Source organism: Arthrobacter sp. D1-29 (genome assembly GCF_054130585.1).
Genome location: NZ_CP096383.1, coordinates 4,408,912 through 4,428,786, shown reverse-complemented (window position 1 = coordinate 4,428,786; position 19,875 = coordinate 4,408,912). Strand labels below are relative to the sequence as shown.

At 62.5% G+C, this 19,875-nt stretch carries 15 protein-coding genes; 8 read left to right on the top strand and 7 right to left on the bottom strand.

What is annotated here, in order from left to right; genetic code table 11:
- Positions 1 to 15: 15 nt before the first annotated feature.
- From M1E17_RS20125 to M1E17_RS20100, 6 genes are all read right to left on the bottom strand, one after another.
- A complete protein-coding gene (locus M1E17_RS20125) occupies positions 16 to 861 on the bottom strand; it encodes a CPBP family intramembrane glutamic endopeptidase (protein ID WP_457963686.1) in 846 nt (281 codons plus the stop codon).
- A 143-nt stretch (positions 862 to 1,004) separates the two neighbouring features.
- Positions 1,005 to 1,217 (bottom strand): hypothetical protein, encoded by a 213-nt coding sequence (locus M1E17_RS20120; RefSeq protein ID WP_457963685.1) that lies wholly within the window; start codon positions 1,215 to 1,217, stop codon positions 1,005 to 1,007.
- Between the two features lie 299 nt (positions 1,218 to 1,516).
- The gene (locus M1E17_RS20115; RefSeq protein WP_457963684.1) at positions 1,517 to 2,104 is read right to left on the bottom strand and encodes a GNAT family N-acetyltransferase; all 588 of its coding nucleotides are present in this window, start codon (positions 2,102 to 2,104) and stop codon (positions 1,517 to 1,519) included.
- Entirely contained in the window at positions 2,091 to 4,190 is a 2,100-nt protein-coding gene (locus M1E17_RS20110; protein WP_457963683.1) for a penicillin acylase family protein, read from the bottom strand. Before M1E17_RS20110 ends, M1E17_RS20115 begins: the two co-directional genes overlap by 14 nt.
- A 163-nt stretch (positions 4,191 to 4,353) precedes the next feature.
- Entirely contained in the window at positions 4,354 to 6,312 is a 1,959-nt protein-coding gene (locus tag M1E17_RS20105; protein ID WP_457963682.1) for a glycoside hydrolase family 32 protein, read from the bottom strand.
- Positions 6,313 to 6,445: 133 nt separating this feature from the next.
- Entirely contained in the window at positions 6,446 to 8,041 is a 1,596-nt protein-coding gene (locus M1E17_RS20100; RefSeq protein ID WP_457963681.1) for a glycoside hydrolase family 68 protein, read from the bottom strand.
- 581 nt (positions 8,042 to 8,622) lie between these two features.
- Between M1E17_RS20100 and M1E17_RS20095 the strand changes: the two genes are divergently transcribed.
- The 8 genes from M1E17_RS20095 (at position 8,623) to M1E17_RS20060 (ending at position 18,458) form a co-directional block, all read left to right on the top strand.
- Positions 8,623 to 9,666: a LacI family DNA-binding transcriptional regulator gene (locus M1E17_RS20095; RefSeq protein ID WP_267276402.1), complete on the top strand. Its 1,044-nt coding sequence runs from the start codon at positions 8,623 to 8,625 to the stop codon at positions 9,664 to 9,666.
- Positions 9,663 to 10,637 carry an ABC transporter permease gene (locus M1E17_RS20090; RefSeq protein WP_457963680.1) on the top strand — a complete coding sequence of 325 codons (975 nt, stop codon included), beginning with the start codon at positions 9,663 to 9,665 and terminating at the stop codon, positions 10,635 to 10,637. Before M1E17_RS20095 ends, M1E17_RS20090 begins: the two co-directional genes overlap by 4 nt.
- Before the next feature lie 7 nt (positions 10,638 to 10,644).
- Positions 10,645 to 11,604 (top strand): carbohydrate ABC transporter permease, encoded by a 960-nt coding sequence (locus M1E17_RS20085; RefSeq protein WP_457963679.1) that lies wholly within the window; start codon positions 10,645 to 10,647, stop codon positions 11,602 to 11,604.
- A gap of 65 nt (positions 11,605 to 11,669) precedes the next feature.
- Positions 11,670 to 13,283: an ABC transporter substrate-binding protein gene (locus tag M1E17_RS20080; RefSeq protein WP_457963678.1), complete on the top strand. Its 1,614-nt coding sequence runs from the start codon at positions 11,670 to 11,672 to the stop codon at positions 13,281 to 13,283.
- A gap of 98 nt (positions 13,284 to 13,381) precedes the next feature.
- Positions 13,382 to 14,890, top strand: coding sequence for a glycoside hydrolase family 32 protein (locus M1E17_RS20075; RefSeq protein ID WP_457963677.1), 1,509 nt, complete (start codon positions 13,382 to 13,384; stop codon positions 14,888 to 14,890).
- Between the two features lie 67 nt (positions 14,891 to 14,957).
- A complete protein-coding gene (locus M1E17_RS20070; protein WP_457963676.1) occupies positions 14,958 to 17,525 on the top strand; it encodes a GH32 C-terminal domain-containing protein in 2,568 nt (855 codons plus the stop codon).
- An 86-nt stretch (positions 17,526 to 17,611) separates the two neighbouring features.
- Entirely contained in the window at positions 17,612 to 17,944 is a 333-nt protein-coding gene (locus M1E17_RS20065; RefSeq protein WP_457963675.1) for an ArsR/SmtB family transcription factor, read from the top strand.
- Between the two features lie 16 nt (positions 17,945 to 17,960).
- Positions 17,961 to 18,458, top strand: a complete 498-nt coding sequence (locus M1E17_RS20060; RefSeq protein ID WP_457963674.1) for an SRPBCC family protein — start codon at positions 17,961 to 17,963, stop codon at positions 18,456 to 18,458.
- A 100-nt stretch (positions 18,459 to 18,558) separates the two neighbouring features.
- Here the strand turns inward: M1E17_RS20060 and M1E17_RS20055 are convergent, their stop codons facing one another.
- Entirely contained in the window at positions 18,559 to 19,845 is a 1,287-nt protein-coding gene (locus M1E17_RS20055; RefSeq protein WP_457963673.1) for a serine hydrolase domain-containing protein, read from the bottom strand.
- Positions 19,846 to 19,875 lie beyond the last annotated feature (30 nt).

Below are 19,875 nucleotides of genomic sequence, written 5' to 3'. Positions count from 1 at the left end.
ATGCTGCGTCTGATTTCAGTACAGGAAGATGTCGATCCACTCGCGGTTGTGTGCATGGACCAGGACCAGGAACAGGACGAAATCGAAGAGCAGGTGGACGCACACAATGTACGACAGTGATTTGGTCAGAGTGAAAAGCTTCGCCTGGAGCAGCGCAAACGGGAAGATAAACAGCGGCGCGTAAGCGTGGAATCCCAACTCCCACAGGAACGACGTAAAGAGCACCGCCTGCAGCAGGTTGGCCTGCCAGAAGGAAAGGTGCCGCCGCAGGAGCGTGAACGCGGTACAGATAAAGAACAGCTCGTCCCAGATGCCCAGCACATTGGTGCCCAGGAAGAGGCGGCCGATGCCGTCCGGATCGCTGACGGCCGGCCAGTTTTGGTAGACGCCGGTCCGGATCATGTAGACCGGAATCACCGCATAGCCGAGCACCAGGACGGCGGGCAGGTACCACTTCTCGCCCCGGGTCCACGGCTGGCCTGTCCGTACCGGGAACCTGATGGCATGGTCCTTGGTGACATACCTCGAGACCGCGTAGGGGACGCCGACGGCCACGATCATGGCCGTACCCATCACCAGCATGTGCTCAGTGCTGATATCCGTAGTGATGGGAACCAGGCTCATAGCGGTCAGGCCCACGGCTATCAGGGCCAGGTCGGTGAAGAGCTTGCGGCTGATAAGTCCCGCCAAGACCAGCGCCGCCGCCAGCAGGATGAACCCGTTCAGGCGGTCCTCCAGCACGAACAGGATAAAGCCCGACGCCGACACCAGCGTTGCGGGGATCAGGGAGAGCTGCCGGCCTTCCGGCTCTGCTTGTTCTCCTGCCTGGAACCTGGGTACTGCCTCGGGTAGTTGCCTCATGCTGACCTCGGCTGTTTCAACTCGGGGGTGGCACTTCTCGATGATTGCCATCAAGTTTACTGGGCGTGAGGAGGGTTTAACCCATGACGACTTAACCCGTGACGACGACGGCGGGAGATCCCGCCGTCGTCCGTTCTGGCGTTTTAGCGGGTTACTTCCTCAAAAGTGGAGCCCTGCGGGACGTGGTGGCTCAGGCCAACCGTGAAGGTGTTGGGGCCGCTGCGGGTGATGGCGATGCCGCATTTAGCTGCTGCCGCGCGCGGGGACAGGTCCCGTACAACGGAATCGAGGGTGTGGTCGATAGCTGTGCGGTCCCAGATTTTCAGCGTTACGGAATCAGTGGTTTCAAACGTCATTGTCAGTACTTTCACTCATGCAGTTGACGGCCCCACGTCGTCGAAGGACCGCATCCTCGTCGGTGAGGATTGCTGGTTAAGGGTGTGCCGAAAACGGATTTCCCTCATTTATGGTTCATGGCGGCCAGCGGGGTTCGCAACTTTTTTAGGCCAAATGTGATCGATTACACGTCCGGTGGGGGGAGTGTGACAAAGCAGGTCTTCCGGACACCTTTGCAACGCGTCGCCAATCCACAGATGGCTCGCCAGGCCGTAAAGATGGTGGTTGCCGGCGGTTGGAAAAGAACTGCCTGCAAGGACTACAACCTTTGGAATCGTTCCCTGGTCAGGAAGACAAGCTGTGCTTCCTTCTCCGGGAGCTGCACCTTGGCTCCGAGCTCGAAACCGCATGCCCGCAGCCGCTGGATCATTTTGGCGTTCCGGGCATCAGGTTCGGCCACCACACGGTCCTTGGCGGGGTCGGAGAGCAAATAGCCAATCAGCCCCGAAATGAGGATGGGCGTGAAGTTATGGACCGGTTGCGTGGCAGGAGCAAGCAGGAGGTGCAGGCCCGTATCCGCCCGACGTGCCTCGTAGGCTTCGCCCACCGGGTCCTGAAGCGGTTCATAAGTCTGGAACAGCCCCACCGGATTGTCTTCAACCGAGATCAGGTAGGCGTGATGCGTATCCAGGCTGTCCAAGAATGAATAAATGTCCCTGACTCCATCCCGGCTCATGTTCTGCATGCCCCAGAACCTGGCACGTTCCTCTTTCACCCAGCCGTGGATCAGGTCGGCGTCAGCCTCAGGGACAAGCGGGAGAAGCCGAAGGGTGCCGAGGGCGGGCAATGTCTCCTGGTAAACGGAAGGCCTGGCAGAAAGTGGAAGGGCTGTTTCAAGACTGGTCATTGGTCTCCTTGATGAGCTGTTCCCAGTCAGTCACGACCGGGATGAGGTCCCCGGCGGCCCACAGCGGGAGCTGGCTGGCGAAGTGAGGGTGGCCGGGAACTCCGGAGCTGCCGAACGGTACGATCCACCGGCTGTTGGTGCGGTCGGCGAGGTCCCAGACATAGCGGGCCACCGGCCCCCGGAATGACCCGTCGGTCACGCCGGGCAGGCTTTCGGTGGAAAGGACGCAGCCGGTGTCACCGGACAGGGCCGTCTGGGGGACTGTTGGTGCTGCTGAGGCAGTGGCCCTGTGCTCGGCGAGGGCATGGAGCGGCAGCACGGTGTGCGTGGTGCCCCACGTACTGGTGCCCCCTGTTCCGGCCGGAGCAGATGCCGCCACTTGTTCCAGGGCGTCCGTGGCTGCTCCGACGACGTCGATGCCGTGGTGGCTGCCATTCGCGACCAGGGTTTCCAAGGCGAAACCGATCCGCGACTCCAGATGCAGCCAGGGTCCGAACAGGGGAGAGCGGCCGTGGGGAGCCGCCAGCGGACTCAGCGTGGAGGTGCCTGCCAGGGCCAGAACCAGGGCGGACCGCCAGGCGGCGAAGGTACCGGCGTCTTCGCTGTCCGCATCCATATGCCCGTTCCAGGCCAGCAGCCGTTCGCGGAGCGCCGCGGCATCGGCGGACAGCCCGGTCAGCGCCTGGAGCAGGGCGCGGAGCGCAGGCCAGGAACCCAGCCGGGTATCCATATGGATTTTCTGCATGGCTGAGGCATCCAGTGCGGTCCCGCCTTCCTCCAGCAGGTGCCGGATCCGCCGGGCACGGTGTGCCGGGGCGAATTCCAGCCCCAGCCGGTCTCCGCCGCCGGCCTCGCGGTCATTGGCATTCACCGCCAAAGCTGGCACGGAAGAACGCGGAAGTTCCTCCCAGCCTCCCGCCCACTGATGCTCCTGGGACCAGGCCGGCACCGGATGCACACGGTTTTGAGCACTGCGGACCGGGACCTTCCCCGCTACAAGCTGGCGCAATCCGCCGCCGGAATCCGCCACGAGCAGACAGTTGACCGGCTCCACCCAGGCTTCCAGTGCTGCTTCCACGTCCTTGGCGGAACGGCTCTGCAGCAGCGGCAGGAGGGCGTCAAAACCCAGCGTCCCCCCGGCCCGGGCAGGCGTCCGCAGACTGACCGCGCCGCCGTCGATACCGCCGGAGATGATCGGACCGCGGTCAGTTTCAATGACGTCGATAGTCTCGGCTTCGGCACCACGGACCCTGATGACTTCCTGGTGATGGACGGGGACCGGCCGCCAGCCGGCGGGCCCGAGCGCCTGGAGTGCGCCGCCGTGGTGCCTTAACTGCTCGCTGTACAGGTCCTGGTAGTCGGCCATCGCGTTGGTTACGGCCCATGCAACTGTCCCGGTGTGGCCGAAGTGGGGCACTCCGGGGACACCCGGAAAGGCCAGCCCGACGACGTCGAACTCCGGGCACGCAAGGCGCACCTGCTGGTAAACGCCGGGCAGTTCCATCAGGCGGTGCGGATCTCCTGCGATGAGCGGGGAACCGGACGCCGTCAGGTGGCCGGCGGCTGCCCAGGCGTTGCTTCCGGCCCACACTGGGGCCTCGATGCTGAACAGCTCCACGGCATCGGCACCGAGGGTTTCGGCCACATGGGCGCGCCACAGTTTGTTGGGAAAGGTGCCGAACAGGATGTGGTGGACCAGGAAGACACCCAGCGGCGTCCAGGGCTGCCACGCGGCCGGTGCTGTTTCCGTAGTCCCGAATTCCGGGGCGTCCCTGCGCCCGGATTTCAGGGCGTGGTTCACGCCGTCCACGTACGCGCTGCACCAGCGCTTGGTGCCTGCGTCCAGGTTTTCGAAGCAACGGCGGGCTGTATCGTCAAGCCGCACACGGCGGGTAAAGCGGTCCCAGTGGAGCCCGTCCGCCCCCAGGTGCTCGGCCGTCCTGCCTTCCGAGCGCCACCGCTCCACCTCTATCTGCCAGGAACGGTCCGTGGCCGCGTTCAATCCCTGCAGGAACGCTAGCTCGTCCACGCTGTCTGCCCGCAGGTGCGGGACGCCCCACTGGTCCCGGAACGTCTCAGAGGACATGGGCAACCCGCAGGCGGTTAGGTGAAGCAGGCACGTTCTCTCCCGAACTTTCTTAGGTAAGGCTTAGCTAACAGAAAGACTAGGGCGAGGCTTCCGCGTTGCAAAATTGGGCGGTAACAAAGGAAAGCGGCGCTGCGTCCCCGCTCATTCCCAGCCACGAGGGTCACCGGGTGGACGACAGCGGCGTATACGTCAGGTTCCGGAGGCCTAGGTTTCCGCCGCCGGACACCAGCTTGAGGGCCCGCTCCTCCGACTTGGGGAACACCAGCGAGGTGAGCGTCTGCTCCCCGCCGTTGACGAAAACCTCGATGGAGGAGTGGTCAACAAAAACCGTCAGGTCCACCGTGCCGTTCCTTGCCGGAACCGGGGCCGTGCGCCTGTCGGTGAACAGGGGGCCAAGGTGTGCATCAGCGGCCGGCGGCTGCTCACGCGACACGAAGGCGGCGCCGTCCTTGAAGTTGTAGCCAACCGTGGCGAAGATCGAGTCGTCGCTGGCGAACTGCAGGAGCGCCTCCGGGACGTCCCCGCCGCCACGCCCCGAATCCGGCTGCTCAACCGTCAGGTCCAGCCGGTAGGCACCGCCCCGCAGGGAAGGGAGCCCGTCAGTTCCCTCGCGCGTGATGGTCTGCGGGCCGGACGCCGACGGTTCTCCCTCGAGCCGGGCCAGGCTCCTGGAGGGAGCTGAGGTGAGGGTTGGCCTGCCTTCGACGGTCTTAAGCCGGATGTCCCGGACGATGGAATCCATTCCGCCGTGCCAGTCGCCGGTGGGGAGCTTTCGGGCGTAGTCCCAGTTGTTAATCCAGCCCAGGACCTGCCGGGACTGCATCCGCTGGCCTTCCGTAAGCCTCGGGTCATTCCATGAAACGGCGGCATAAAAGTCAGAGCCCGCGTCCATCCACTGATGTTTCTCCTCGGCGGGAGTGAAGGTTGTCCCGTCCCAGTCACCGGTCCAGTAGGCAACGCCGGTGGTCCTGCCTTCTTCGCTTCCGTTGGCGCTCGCCGCCAGGACCCATGTCCGCTTGGCGGGGTCGCCGTCGACGTCCATCTGGAACAGGTCAGGGCATTCCAGGATGCCCAGGCCGGAGCGCTCGAAGCCGGAGGCGTACTGCCAGCTCTTGAGATCCTTCGATGTGTACATGCCCAGCTTGTGGCCCTCGGCCAGGATCATCAGCCATTGACCGTTCGCCTCATCCCGGACAATCTTGGGGTCGCGCCAGTGCTCCGCTCCGGGGTTCTCCATCACCGGGTTTCCGTCGTAGGAGGAAAAGGTGAATCCGCCGTCGGTTGAATAGAACAGTGACTGCCTTTGGACGCCTTCGTCCTGCTGGGTCAGGACGGAGATAACTGCATCTTTGCCGAAGCCGGCAGTGTTGTTGTGGTCCACCACGGCACTGCCGGTTTCGATGTCACCCAGCCCGTTTTTGTACTTTTGGATGGCAACGCCCTCGTCCTTCCACGTCACCAGGTCCGTGCTGGTGAGATGGTACCACTCGGTTCCGTTGCCGTCCGGATAGTCCGCGTTGTAGAGGTAGTAGTAGTGCCAGAGCCCATTGAGGAAAAAGGGGCGCTGGGGATCGTTCATCCAGTCCCGCTCCGGAGTGATGTGGTAGCTCGGGCGGTACAGGGAGTCTCCTGCGGGCCGCTCCTGTGACGTTCCGGGCGCCGGCGAGCGGTCGATTCTGCCGAGGTCACCGAGCATGGCATCAACAGCCTCGGGGGTGATGCATTCCGGCCGGCGGATTTCCCCGGCTCCTGCCCGGGCGGTTGCACTGTCAACGCTGGTTCGAAGGAAGATCTCGCTTCCCGTCCGGGCAGCAGCCACCCATCCTTCGGCGCAGCTGATGCTGAGCAGATCATCGACGCCGGAGGCCTGGATGGGGCGCCCCTCTTCCAGGCTGCGGTCCCCGCCCGACTGCCAGTACGTGCCGTAGCTGCCCCTGGAGGTTTTGAAGTCAGCCTGCGCCGCGGCAACAGCGTCGAGGGCCTTTTCTCCCCGGCTCTGGGCCTGGTCCGGCGTGTGAACGGTGGAAATGAGCACGGTTAAGGCCAGCAGCAGGGCGGTGCCGGCCGCTGCGACGGCAACCCAGGTGCTCCGCTTGCTAAGGAGCGAAGAAAGATTCATCTTTTCGGACATCATGGCGATTCAGGTAGGACCGGACACTGGCAAAAGGGAACGGGGACGCCGTTTCCGACGCCCCCGTTCGCTCGTTTTCAGCAGGCCGCTGCGTCAAGCAGCAGCGTCTGGCTGGGTTAAATCACTTGTAGTGGCCTTCTCCGCCAACCCTGACGTTGGTAGGCAGGTAACCATACGGCCCCAAACCATTCTGGCCGAAGGAGCGGTCAACTTCCGAAATTCCGTTGCGGAAGTTGATCTTCACCGTCGGTGACAGGGATCCGCCGCGGACGCCGTTGACGTTGTCAATGAACGACTGCACCAGGCCGCCCGGCTGCACATAGTGCGAGTAGGCCTGGAACTGGCGGCCGTTCTGCTGCGGGGTTGGAGCTTCGGGGGATTCGGACGGCAGGTTCAGGTCCGTCGGCGAGCCCAGGGCCAGGCCGCTGTTGTTCAACGGCTGGTAGTCGGAGCGGATGCCGTCGCCCACAAAGCCGTACACGCCGTCGGGCCCGCGCATTCCTGCCGCGTAGGTGAACTGGTGGCTGATGGTGAACAGGTAGTACTTGTTCTTGCCATTTTCGTTCTGGATGAAGATCTGCGGGCGCTCGGTCTGGTCATTGACGCAGTTGGCCGAGAGCAGCGGAGGCAGGAACGACCACTTGGTCAGGTCCTTATTGTCCGCCACAGCAAGGCCCACATTTGCCGTCTGGAGGTTGGCTCCCGAGCTGTTGACCTCGTTGACGTTTTCAGCGTTCGGATCGCCCGGCTTGTAACCGAGGTCCTCTTCCTTGCACTCATAGTCTCCGCGGGTACCACCCGTGTTGCCCTCGAACACCATATAGGTCTTCCCGGGATGTGCCGGGTCCTCGAAGGTGTAGGGGTCACGGAAGGCGAAACCGGGGTTCTGTTCCTTGTTTTGGTACATCTTGCCGTCCGGTTCCAGCAGCTTGGTGTGCTCGAAGCCGTCAAACGTGACGCCGTTCTCATCGGCGTGGATCTTGCCCAGGGCCTTCGCAATGGCGGCGTCCGGCGGGGCACCCCCTCCGCCTGCGTTGCGTGCGGCCACATCCGAGAAGCTGGTGGCCGTGTAGAAGACGTTGACGTGGTTGCCCTGCATCAGCCGGGTGGACCCTGACCATTCGGTGTTGCCGATGGAGGAACCGTCAACAAACAGATGGCCGCCGTAGTTCCACTTGTCCTTCGCAGGATCGGCGTTGGTCTTGCGGAAGAAGTAGCCGATCCGGGCGTTCCAGTGCCGCTGGTCAAAGCCGTAGCCGGCGTGCCGGTCCGCCACCAGCGAGAAGATCACGTCATAGCCCTTGTAGCTGATCTGGTTCGCGTTCTCATCGGTGAGCGACCAGGTGTCCCAGACCCACACGTCCTCGTTCATGGTGGGGAAATCTTCAGGGATCTCCGGCATGGTGACGTCCGGACTCATGGAGTTTTCGCCTGGAGCCACGGTGGAGTCGCTCTGCGCCATGATCTGCTTGGCGTCCGCGCGGGTCCACTTGGAAGTGAAGTCCGACGCCGGATCATGGGCCTGCTGCGTGTGTTCCGTGGGGAGCGGGAACCCGGGGGTCGGGGCCGGCATTTGCTGGCTTTCCGGCGGGTCCGACGGCTCGTTGGCCTGGGCCGAGGGGACCGCCAGGAACGTCGACACGGCGACTGCCGCTGCGAGCGTTGCGGCAGCAGAGCGCTTCCGCAGCATTCGGGGTTGCTTGGGGTGCATAAACATATTTGCTCTTCTCGAGGAGTTCGAAACTATTCGTGGAAGATGGGCGGATGCCCGGTTCCAAAACTCCGGCTCCCCTTGAACTAACAGCTATCGCCAGGGACGCCTTCGTTTCGGGTGAGAAGGGATGATAAGCCCTTGACATAGGCCGCTTGGGGTTTCCTGTGCTGCGCCTTTGAACACCCTAGGCATGCTTTTCAGGGCCCTCCAAACCTCTTTACATCTGCTTTTAATGGCTTCCGGAGGAGAAGCGTAAGCGCTTACACCTACATCCTTTTCGCGCGTGACATAAAGGAAGGCAGGGAGTCAAATATGTCGAGAACTGCTTCGGGATTGTCACTTGGTTTTCCGTCAGCCCAAGTTGCGGTTGGCCGACACCGGCGGCGCGTAAGGGCTTTAAACAGCTGTAGGAATGTGAGTATGGACCCCAACTGGCGCCACCATCTGCGGGTGCCGTCATGCCGAAATGCGGCTGACGCGATAACCCCTTGACGCCTCCTGTGATGCAGGATACAGTTTGGCCTAGTTATACGAATAACCGTGCTCACTCAAACGAACTGCTGACAGGCCCAAGGAGGTGCCCCATGGCTGGATCACGGCCGAAATCAGGACCGACGATGCATGACGTCGCCGCCGCTGCGGGAGTTTCCCAGGCAACCGTCTCCCTGGTGCTGAACTCGGCTGCCGGGTCACGCTTTTCCGAGGATACCCGCAAGCGCGTACGGGATGCCGTGGACCGGCTCGGCTACCGCACCAACGCCCATGCCAAGGTTCTCCGCGAGGGCGTTGCCGGAATGATTGGGTTCATCGGTGATTCCGTGGCTACTACTCCTTTTGCCGGCGCCATCATCGAGGGGGCGCAGCAGCGGGCGTGGGAGGACGGGCTCCTCCTGCTTTCGGTGAATACCGGGGGTGACAAGGAGCTTGAGGCCGCATCTTTGGACACAATGCTCTCCTACAAGGTTGCAGGAGTGGTCTACGCAGCCATGTATCACCGGCGTCTGGATGTGCCGGAGGTGCTGGGGGATGTCAGGTCCGTGGTGCTGAACTCCCAGGACCGTGCTGGACGGGTCCCGAGTGTCGCCCCGGACGAAGTCAAGGGCGGATATGCGGCGACCAGCCGGCTGCTTAAGGCGGGCCACACCCACGTGGGAATGATCGACATCGAAACCCTCGAGAGCGGCCTTCCTGCCGCCGTCGGACGCTACGAGGGCTACTGTGCAGCCCTTCAGGACGCGGGGCTGGACGTTGATCCGGACCTGGTCCGCTTCGGTCAGGGCGGCGAGGAGCATGGCTACAAGTACGCGATGGAGTTGCTCACTTCCAGAAACCCGCCCACAGCGATTTTCTGCGCAAATGACCGTGGGGCCTGGGGTGCCTACCAGGCTGTGTCGGACCTGCGCCTTTCCATCCCCGGGGACGTTTCCATTGTGGGGTTCGACAACCAGGCCACCCTGGCGCCTTTCCTCCGGCCTGGGCTGACTACTTTTGAATTGCCGTTCGTCGCCATGGGCCGTCGCGCGGTTGAACTGATACTTCAGGATGCGGAACCCGATGGCCGGGTCGAGCTGATGGACTGCCCTCTGATTGAACGGAATTCAGTGACTCATCCTAAGGAGATGCCATGAGCCGCACCATCCCGGCCCGACGCGGGCGTCCCGCTGCGGCATCGTTGCCGCAGCGAAAAAATACTCTTTCGCTCCGCCTGAAGAGGATTTCCCGCGCCTGGCAGTTATACGTATTACTAGCTCCAGCGATCGTCTACATCCTGGTCTTCAAGTACTGGCCGATGTACGGCGTCCAGATCGCTTTCAAGAACTACAATCCGGTGGACGGGTTCACCGACAGCCCCTGGGTGGGCCTGACGCACTTCATCAGGTTCATGAACTCTTACCAGTTCGGCCAGGTGGTCGGTAACACGTTGTGGATCGCCGTCCTTGGCCTGCTGGTGGCCTTCCCGATCCCGATCATCCTCGCGTTGCTGGTCAATCAGCTCCAGAGCGAGAGGTTCAAGAAGTTCACCCAGACAGTGCTGTATTCGCCCGCGTTCATCTCCACCGTGGTGGTGGTGGGCATCATGTTCGTGGTTCTCTCGCCGAGGTCTGGCCTCGTGAACAATGCGATCCAACTCGGCGGGGGTGAACCGATCTTCTTCATGGGCTCCGCAGAGTGGTTCCGCCCCATATATGTCATCTCGGATGTCTGGCAGAACGCCGGCTTTTCGATGATCGTCTACCTTGCGGCATTGGCCGCCATCGACCCGGCACTGCATGATGCGGCCAAGGTCGACGGCGCCTCGAAGCTGCAGCGCATCCGGCACATCGACCTGCCGGGCATCATGCCGGTGGTGACGATTCTGTTCATCCTGGCGATCGGAAACCTGCTCAATGTCGGTTTCGAAAAGGCGCTGCTGATGCAGACGCCGCTGAACCTCTCGACCTCGGAGATCATCCAGACTTACGTCTACCACGCGGGCCTGCAGCAGGCGCAGTTCAGCTACTCGGCCGCCATTGGCCTGTTCAACTCCCTCCTTAACCTGACGCTGCTGCTCGTGTTCAACACGATTGCGCGCCGGGCCAACCAAGCAACCCTGTGGTGAGGCCGACATGTCCCTGATAACCAACCCCCCGACTCTCGAGAACCCGAAACGGACCGCCAGCGTGGTCCGTCCCAAGCAGTCGCTGAGGGACAGGTATGGCGACCGTGCGTTCAACATCGCCGCCACAACCGTCCTGCTGCTGTCCATCCTCGCCGTGGTGTATCCGCTGTACTTCATCGTCATCGCCTCCATCAGCGACCCGAACGCCGTTTATGAAGGCAAGGTCTGGCTGTTTCCTTCCGGCGTAACCACGGAGGGCTATGAGCGGATTTTCGCCGACAGCCGGATCTGGAATGGCCTGGGCAACACCGTCATCTACACAGTGCTCGGTACCGCCGTCAGCGTCAGCACCATCCTGTGCGGCGCCTACGCCCTGTCCCGCAAGGACATGCCCGGCCGGAAGATCCTGATGCTCCTGTTCGTGATCACCATGTTCTTCGACGGCGGCCTCATCACCAAGTACCTGGTGGTCCGGGACCTGGGCATGCTGGACACCGTCTGGGCAGTGGTACTGCCCGGTGCGGTGGGGGTGTGGAACCTGATCATCGCCAGGTCATTCTTCGAACACACCATCCCCAATGAACTGCGCGAAGCTGCACAGATGGACGGGGCCACCGACTTCAAGTTCTTCTTCCAGATGGTGCTTCCCCTGTCCAAACCACTGATCATGCTCATGATCATGGTCCACGTGGTAGCCCAGTGGAACTCGTTCTTCGACGCACTGATCTTCCTCAACGACGACTCGAAGTACCCGCTCCAGCTCGTCCTGCGGAACATCCTCATCCAGTCAGATGTCTCATCCACCGGAACCACCGGCGGAGACATCGAATCCTATGCGGCAGCGCAAAGGATCGCAGAGCTCACCAAGTACGCCATGATCGTCGTCTCGAGCCTGCCACTCATGATTGCCCTGCCATTCATGCAGAAGCACTTCACCAAGGGCGCCATGATCGGCGCCGTCAAATAACGCACTGCCCATCACTACTCCCCAGATGCAGTAACCCACCTCACCATCCCCACCAAGAAGAGGAAATGACCATGGCATTCAGCCGCAAATTCGCCGCCCTCGGCGCCGTCCTGGCCGGAACATTGATGTTCACCGCCTGCTCCGGCGGTGGCTCAGGAACCACCGAGATCAAAGACGCCTCCGCGGACTTCGGCTTCCAGGAAACAGGCTTCCCGATCGTAACTAAGCAACTGGAGCTGACCTTCTCCGGCACGAAGTCAGCGCTTGCCCCGGATTACAACACCATGACCGTGGTGAAGGAATGGGAAAAGGCCACCAACGTCCATATCAACTGGGAGAACCTGCCCGAAACGGTTTTCAAGGAAAAGAAGAACCTCATCCTGGCCAGCGGTGACCTGCCCGATGCGTTCTTCAATTCGGGCCTGACCGACGCCGAGATCGCCACCTACTCTGCCAGCGGCACCCTCATCCCGCTCGAGGGGCTCATCGAGAAAAATGCACCGAACCTTTCCAAGCTGCTCTCAGACCGGCCAGAGATCAAAGCCGCCATCACCTCCTCTGACGGGCATATCTACTCGCTGCCCTCTATCGAGGAACTCGGGCTGGTCCAGTTCCCCAACGAGCTGGCCATCAACACGGCGTGGCTGAAGAAGCTCAACATCCCGATGCCAAAAACCATCGATGAGTTTCACGACGCACTGCTCGCATTCAAAACCCAGGATGCCTCCGGCACCGGCAAGACCATACCGTTGAGCTTTATGCCCGGCTCCTGGTGCGGGGACATCGTTGACCTGATCGCCGCCCTCGGCGGAGTGCCGGACAACATGGACCACCGGATCGTCCAGGACGACAAAGTCATCTTCACTCCCACACAGGACGGCTACAAGAAAGCCATCCAGACCCTGCACGAGTGGTACCAGGAAGGCCTGATCGACCCCGAATCCTTCTCCCAGGACGACAAGGCATACCTGGCCAAGGGCAAGGCAGCCACGGAAAACCTTGGCTCCTTCGTCTGGTGGGAAGTCCCCGAAATGGTAGGCGCGGACCGCGCCAACAACTACTCCCTGGTCCCCGCCCTGGAAGGCGTGAACGGTAAGCGCCTGGTCAGCCAGTCCAACAACCAGGAAATCGCCCGCGGCGCCTTCGCTATCACCAACGCCAACAAGTACCCGGCCGCGACCATGCGCTGGGCAGACAACCTGTATGACCCCATCCAGTCAGCCCAGGCCAACTGGGGACCTATCGGTGAGACCCTGCAAAAGGATGCCAATGGCATCCTGACCCAGATCCCCGCCCCGGAAGGGACCAGCGAGGGCGAACGGCGCCAAAAGGTGGCCCCGGGCGGCCCCAAGGCCAACACCGCGGAGAACTTCAAAAACGTCGTGGCTCCTGAGCCGAGGGCAGCCCAGCGCCAGAAAACCGTAGAAGAGCACTACAAGCCCTTCGCGGCCAACGACGGGTACCCGCCTGTGGCGCTGTCCACCGAGGAGCTCCAGCAGATCGGCACCATCGAAACGGACGCCGCGTCCCTGGTCAAGCAGAACATGGCCAAGTGGATCGTCTCCGGCGGCATCGAGCAGGAATGGGACGGCTACATCGCCCAGCTCAAGAACATCGGCGTCGACAAAATGGTCGAGGTCTACCAGCAGGGCTACGACCGCTACAAGTCCAACTCCTAGTACCGCATCAGGGTGGGCCGGCGCGAACCGGCCCACCCTATCCATGCTGCCCCGAAACACGGGCTCCCCGACTTGCAAAGAAATGAGAAACGACCTTCATGACTGCCGCGACCGCCACGACAGCCGATACCTTCCGGCCGGCCCTGCACTACGCCGCCCGGAACACCTGGCTGAACGACCCCAACGGCCTGATTTTCCATGACGGCGTCTACCACCTCTACTACCAGAACAACCCGCTGGATAACGTCTGGGGAAACATGTCATGGGGCCACGCCACCTCCCCGGACCTGGTCAGGTGGACCGAGCACCCCGTCGCCATCGCCTGCGATGAGCAAGAAGACATCTTCTCCGGAAGCATCGTCTTTGACCGGGACAACACCAGCGGCTTCGGCACCGAGTCGGCCCCGCCGCTGGTGGCCGTCTACACCAGCGCCTTCAAGTCCGGCTCCGCAAACGCCGGACTCCAGGCACAGTCGCTCGCCTCCAGCTGCGACGGCGGCTACACCTGGACCAAACACAACGCCAACCCGGTGCTGAACCGCGGGTCAGCCGAGTTCCGTGACCCCAAGGTCATCAGGTACGACGGCGGCGCTGGCAGTTACTGGGTCATGGTCGCCGTAGAAGCCACAGACTTTCAGGTGGTCCTCTACAAATCCGATGATCTGAAGAGATGGGAATTCCTGAGCACCTTCGGACCGGCCAACGCCACCGGCGGCGTGTGGGAATGCCCCGACCTTTTCCCCCTGCCCCTCGACGGCGACTCCGAACAGCTCAAATGGGTCCTCACCGTCAACCTCAATCCTGGCGGCCCCAATTCTGGCTCTGCCGGGCAGTATTTCGTCGGGGACTTCGATGGAACCACCTTCACCTCGGCCACCACGGTGACCGAAGGGCTCCAGGACCCCGCCCGGCTGGGCGAGTACCAGTGGCTGGACTGGGGCCGGGACTACTACGCCGCCGTCTCCTTCAGCGACGCCCCCCACGACCGCCGCCTCATGATCGCCTGGATGAACAACTGGGAATACGCCAACCAGATCCCCACCTCGCCGTGGCGCAGCCCCATGAGCCTGGCCCGCGAAATATCCCTCCGCACCATCGACGGAAGGCCCCGTCTGATCCAAAAGGCCGCAGGAGATTTGTCTGCCCCTTCCAGCATCGGCCAACCCTTCACCCTTGAACGGACGGAAATATCCGACTGCACGCGCGTCCTCGACGGCGCGGAAGGCTCCGTCCAGCGAATCGATCTGACCCTCACGCCCGGAAGCGCCGAGGAATTCGGGCTGATCGTCCGTGCCAACGGCGCCCACGGAACCCGCATAGGCATCCGGCCTGCACAAGGCACGCTCCATGTCGACCGTCGGACATCCGGAAACACCAGCTTCCACGAATCCTTCCCCTCCATCGATACTGCCCCCATTCAACCGATCGGCGGATCCTACGAGCTGACCATTTACGTGGACCGTTGCTCCGTTGAAATCTTCTCCCAAGACGGCCAGGTCACCATGACGGAATTGATCTTCCCCGCGCCCACCAACACCGACTTGGCTGTCTACGCCATCGGCGGAACAGCCATTATCAACAGCCTCCAGGTTGATCAATACGTATAACTAGTCCGATCTAGCAATAACCAACCCAACAACCCGAGTTATCCCGCCAGCACAAGGAAGTGATCGATTGAACCACCCAATCCGAGGCCTCGGCAGACGCCTCCACAGATCGCGTAAGACCACCGCGGCGGCAGCCGTCATTCTGGCGCTTGTAGCCACGTTGGCCGGCGGCGCGCCGGCCTCCTCGGCGGAGCAGGCGCCGTACACGGAGCAGTACCGGCCCCAGTTCCACTACACCCCCGAGAAGAACTGGATGAACGACCCGAACGGGCTGGTGTTCTACCAGGGCGAGTACCACCTCTTCTACCAGCACAACCCGTCGGGCAACCAGTGGGGAAACATATCGTGGGGACACGCTGTGAGTACGGACCTGGTGCACTGGACGGAGCTGCCGGTCGCGATCGCCCACGATGACGAGGAGATGATCTTCTCCGGCAGCGCGATCATCGACACCAACAACACCAGCGGGTTCGGCACCAAGGACAACCCGGCGATGGTTGCGGTGTACACCCGCCTGGACAAGGCCACCGGCGTCCAGTCCCAGGCACTGGCCTACAGCACCGACCGCGGCCGCACCTTCACGAAGTACGCCGACAACCCGGTCCTCGACATCGGTTCACGCGACTTCCGCGACCCGAAGGTCTTCTGGTACGAAGAAGGCCAGGAGTGGATCATGAGCGTGGCCCTGAGCGCCGAGCGGAAGGTGGCCTTCTACCGCTCGGGCGACCTGAAGACGTGGGAGCACCTCAGTGACTTCGGTCCGGCCGGCGCCATCGGCGGGGTCTGGGAGTGCCCGGACCTGTTCCCGCTGCCGGTGGATGGCGACAAGAAGAACACCAAGTGGGTGCTGCTGGTTAACATCGGCTCGGGCGGCATCGCCGGAGGATCGGCAAACCAGTACTTCACCGGAACTTTCGACGGCACCAGCTTCGTCTCTGACGACAAGCCGTATGTCGCACCGACCGGCCGTGACCTCGGCAGCTTCGACGACAGCACGTATGGCGGATGGACACCCGAAGGTGCTGCCTTCGGAACGGCACCCGCCGCCGGCAACCTGCCGGGTCAGGGCGGTGTCTCCGGCTGGGTGGGGGCTGGGCTCGCCAACAGCTTCAATGGCGCTGACGCTGGCACCGGGACGCTAACCTCTCCCGAGTTCACCCTTGATGCCGCATACCTCAACTTCAAAGTCGGCGGCGGCAAGCACCCGTACGTCGCTGGGTCAACGCTCAACCCCTCACCCCCAGCAGGGGATGTCTTCGCCGACTTCGAGGGCAGCGGGTACGGTGCCGGATGGGTTGCCACAGGCGACTTCGCCGGCACGGGTCCGGTGAAGGGCACCATCGGAGACCAGCAGCAGGTCACCGGATATGTCGGCGAGCAACTGGTCAACACCTTCATCGACCATGACATGTCACAGGGCACTATCACGTCCCCGGAATTCGCCATCGCCAAGAGCCACATCAACCTGCTCGTTGGCGGAGGCAGCCACCCCTGGACCACCAGCGAGCCGACGTCCGTAGACCTGCTCGTCGACGGCCAGATCGTTAGGTCCGCGACCGGGGCCAACAGCGAAGCCCTCAACTGGACAAGCTGGGACGTCTCGGAGTATGCCGGCAGGAACGCCACGATCCAGATCGCCGACAAGAACTCCGGAGGCTGGGGACACATTAACGTCGACCACATCGTGTTTTCCGACGAGGCAGCGGCAGCACGCGCAGTCGATACCTCCGTGCGCCTGGTCGTTGACGGCCAGGTGGTCAGGAACGCCACGGGCTCGGACAGCGAGACGCTTGACTGGAACGGTTGGGATGTTAGCAGCCTTGAGGGCAAGACAGCCCGAATCGTGGTGGCAGACAACAACACCGGGGGTTGGGGCCACATCCTCGCCGACCAGTTCAGCCTGTCGGACACGCCTGCACGCTCCAGCGTCCAGCGGGCGCATTGGGTGGACTACGGCAAGGACAACTACGCCGGTGTGACGTTCGACGACGCACCCGCGGATCGTCGGGTAATGATCGGCTGGATGAACAATTGGAACTACTCCGGCTCCATCCCGACCGATCCGTGGCGTAGCGCGATGACGGTGCCGCGCGAGTTGGGCTTGCGCAGCAGCAACGAGGGTGTGCGCCTGGTACAGCAGCCGGTCTCCGAGCTGCAGGGCCTGCGTGAAGATGCAGTGCTCAACACCAAAAACCTGCTCGTAGCCAACGGCTCCACACCGCTCCGGGCCGCAGGCGCGGCATACGAGCTAACGGCCACTTTTGCCCCCGGAACTGCCAGCACCGTAGGTGTAAAGGTGCGAATCGGCAATGGCCAGGAGACCAGGATCGGCTACGACCGCTCAGCAGGTGAGGTCTTCGTCGACCGGGCCAAGTCGGGTGACGTGGGCTTCAGCCTCGACTTTCCGGGCATGCAAAGGGCCCCGATATCCATCGGCGCCAACGGCGAGGTAACCCTTAAAGTGCTGGTCGACTGGTCCTCGGTGGAAGTCTTCGCCCAGGACGGATCGGCCGTCATCACCGACCAGATCTTCCCCGACCCCATCAGTACCGGCCTAGCGGCTTTCGCTACTGATGGTGATGCCGTCCTCAAGTCAGTCAAGGTGACACCACTGCGCTCCGCCTGGACCGACTAGACCAGCAGCAGGTGTTCAGTATGGCGGGCGCCGCGGATAAATTGACCCGTTGACACTGCCCCCGAACAGGAATATCCTACAACCAAATGGTTGTAGATCAGCTCAGTGATTCCGAGGTGGACCGCCTGTTCCAGGCGTTCTCCGACTCCACACGCCGGGACATCGTCCGGCGGGTAACAGTGGGGGAGTACTCGGTGTCCGGCCTGGCTGCCCTCTACGCCATGAGTTTCGCCGCCGTGCAAAAGCATGTGGCGATCTTGGAGCGGGCTTCCCTGGTCACCAAGGAGAAGCGCGGAAGGGAGCAGATCGTGCGGGGCAATCATGAAGGACTGGAAAAAGCCCGCCGCCTGCTCGATGAGTATGAGGCGATCTGGCGGCTCCGAGCCGGGCGGATCGCCGAGATTCTGGCCGAAGGATAGGAAAGGGTTGTCCACCATGACCGTTATCAGTTCCACCAAGAACCTCGAGGCCCTGAGCTTCACCCTGGTTGCCGAGTTCGATGCCGACGTTGAACGCGTGTGGCAGATCTGGGAAGACCCCCGCCAACTGGAACGCTGGTGGGGCCCGCCCACCTGGCCTGCCACATTCAAGGACTTCGACTTCCAGCCTGGCGGAAAGGCGGGCTACTACATGACCGGTCCGGAGGGCGAAAAAGCCGGTGGCTGGTGGCGTTTCACCGCCATCGAGGCCCCCAGGAAGCTGGAGTTCGACGACGGTTTCGCGGACGACGATGGCGCTCCCGTTGACGCCATGGGCACCACCCACGCCACCGTCTCGCTCGAGGACATTGGCGGCCGCACCCGGATGACCATTCAGTCCACGTTTGAAAGCGAAGAGCAGATGGAGCAAATGGTCCAGATGGGCATGGAGGAAGGCATGAAGGAGGCGGCGGGCCAGATCGACGCCATCCTTGCAGAGCACGCGCGCGCCTGACGGAGACTGACGGCGCCTGTCGGAGACTGAAGGAGAAGCAACAACAAACGTCAGAGGACGACGGCGGGAAGTCCCGCCGTCGTCCTCTGCAGTTCCCGGGTCAGCACGCCAGGTCGAGCGACTCCATGGCCACGGTGATCAGATCGATGACTGGTTCGTCGAACCGCCCCGGCGGTGATGTCGGGGCGAACGCCACCGCTATTGCCACCTGCCGCGAGCCGTCCGTGCTGGTCAAGGCGACGCTCGCGTACCCCGGCACATCTCCACCATGGCCGAAATAGTAGTTATTGGAGCAGGCGTCGTACCTTTGCTGAAGGCCCAGGCCGTACTGCTCCTCTTTGTTGACCTGGTTCAGGGTGTACATCTCCACCACGGTCCTGGAGTTCAGCAGTTTCCCTTGAGCCAGGGCCCCAAAAAGAGTGTTCAGGTCCGGCACGGTGGAGATCATGCCCTGATCGCCGGAACCGAGGACTACTGCAGGCAGCGTTGTGTCCACCCGTTCGCCGTCCAGGAACACGTAGCCGTGCAGCAGGTTCTGCGGACCGGGCTTGGGCCCCGCCATCACCGTATTCTGCAGCCCCAGGGGCTCCACAATGTCGGCGCGCAGGATCTCTCCTAATTCCCGTCCCCGCAAGCGTTCCAGGAGCAGCGCCAGTGCCGCATAATTCGAGCCCGAATAGCGGAAATATCCCTGCCGGTCCCAAGGCCTGGCGGCGGCGATAGCCAGGCGCTCCTCGTGGCTCAGGTGCCTTCCCAGTACCTCGTTCAGGGGGTCGGACCGCATCAGGGCCTCCCAATAGTCGGGCATGCCTGACTGGTGGTTGAGGAGACTGCGGACGGTGACAGGCCCGGGTGTTTTGACCATGTTCCCGAACTCCGGGAGATGCTGGGTGACGGGGTCATCCAGTTGCAGCTTCCCCTCCTCCACCAGCTTCATGACAGCCACCGCCACCATTGCCATGGTGATCTCGCCAACATGGACCTGGTCCGTCAGCTGTGCCGGCTCCTGGTTGTCAAGGCTTCGGATGCCGGCGGCATCGGACCAGTCGCCGATCCTGGACTTGATCTGGATGATGACCGACGAAGCTCCGGCAGCAAGCGCGCCGTCACGGTATTTCTGCAGCACTGGGACAAAAGCCGGCTCGGCAGGAGGCTGCCACGTGGACGGTGCGGCGGGCGTGGGCTGGCCGGGAGGATCCGGTGAACCGGTGCATCCTCCGAGTGAGGGCACCAAAAGGGCTGCGGCGAGCGCTGCAAAAAGGCGGACGTGGCTGGATGCTCCCTGCATTTCTTGGCCCTCCACAAGGCCGGCCTGCACCTGGACTCCCAAGAGACCGCCAACTGCGCCGGCACTTTCGATCTTCCTCAGGGCCAGGAGAGGCGTCAAGGGTGCACAACGTCAGAGGTCGACGGCGGA

Bases quoted from the DNA above. Each gene is read 5' to 3' on its own strand.
- M1E17_RS20120 (WP_457963685.1), bottom strand. From the start codon at position 1,217: ATGACGTTTGAAACCACTGATTCCGTAACGCTGAAAATCTGGGACCGC.
- M1E17_RS20065 (WP_457963675.1), top strand. From the start codon at position 17,612: ATGGTTGTAGATCAGCTCAGTGATTCCGAGGTGGACCGCCTGTTCCAG.
- M1E17_RS20095 (WP_267276402.1), top strand. From the start codon at position 8,623: ATGGCTGGATCACGGCCGAAATCAGGACCGACGATGCATGACGTCGCC.
- M1E17_RS20060 (WP_457963674.1), top strand. From the start codon at position 17,961: ATGACCGTTATCAGTTCCACCAAGAACCTCGAGGCCCTGAGCTTCACC.
- M1E17_RS20085 (WP_457963679.1), top strand. From the start codon at position 10,645: ATGTCCCTGATAACCAACCCCCCGACTCTCGAGAACCCGAAACGGACC.
- M1E17_RS20080 (WP_457963678.1), top strand. From the start codon at position 11,670: ATGACCATGGCATTCAGCCGCAAATTCGCCGCCCTCGGCGCCGTCCTG.
- M1E17_RS20110 (WP_457963683.1), bottom strand. From the start codon at position 4,190: ATGTCCTCTGAGACGTTCCGGGACCAGTGGGGCGTCCCGCACCTGCGG.
- M1E17_RS20075 (WP_457963677.1), top strand. From the start codon at position 13,382: ATGACTGCCGCGACCGCCACGACAGCCGATACCTTCCGGCCGGCCCTG.
- M1E17_RS20115 (WP_457963684.1), bottom strand. From the start codon at position 2,104: ATGACCAGTCTTGAAACAGCCCTTCCACTTTCTGCCAGGCCTTCCGTT.
- M1E17_RS20125 (WP_457963686.1), bottom strand. From the start codon at position 861: ATGAGGCAACTACCCGAGGCAGTACCCAGGTTCCAGGCAGGAGAACAA.
- M1E17_RS20100 (WP_457963681.1), bottom strand. From the start codon at position 8,041: ATGTTTATGCACCCCAAGCAACCCCGAATGCTGCGGAAGCGCTCTGCT.
- M1E17_RS20105 (WP_457963682.1), bottom strand. From the start codon at position 6,312: ATGAATCTTTCTTCGCTCCTTAGCAAGCGGAGCACCTGGGTTGCCGTC.
- M1E17_RS20090 (WP_457963680.1), top strand. From the start codon at position 9,663: ATGAGCCGCACCATCCCGGCCCGACGCGGGCGTCCCGCTGCGGCATCG.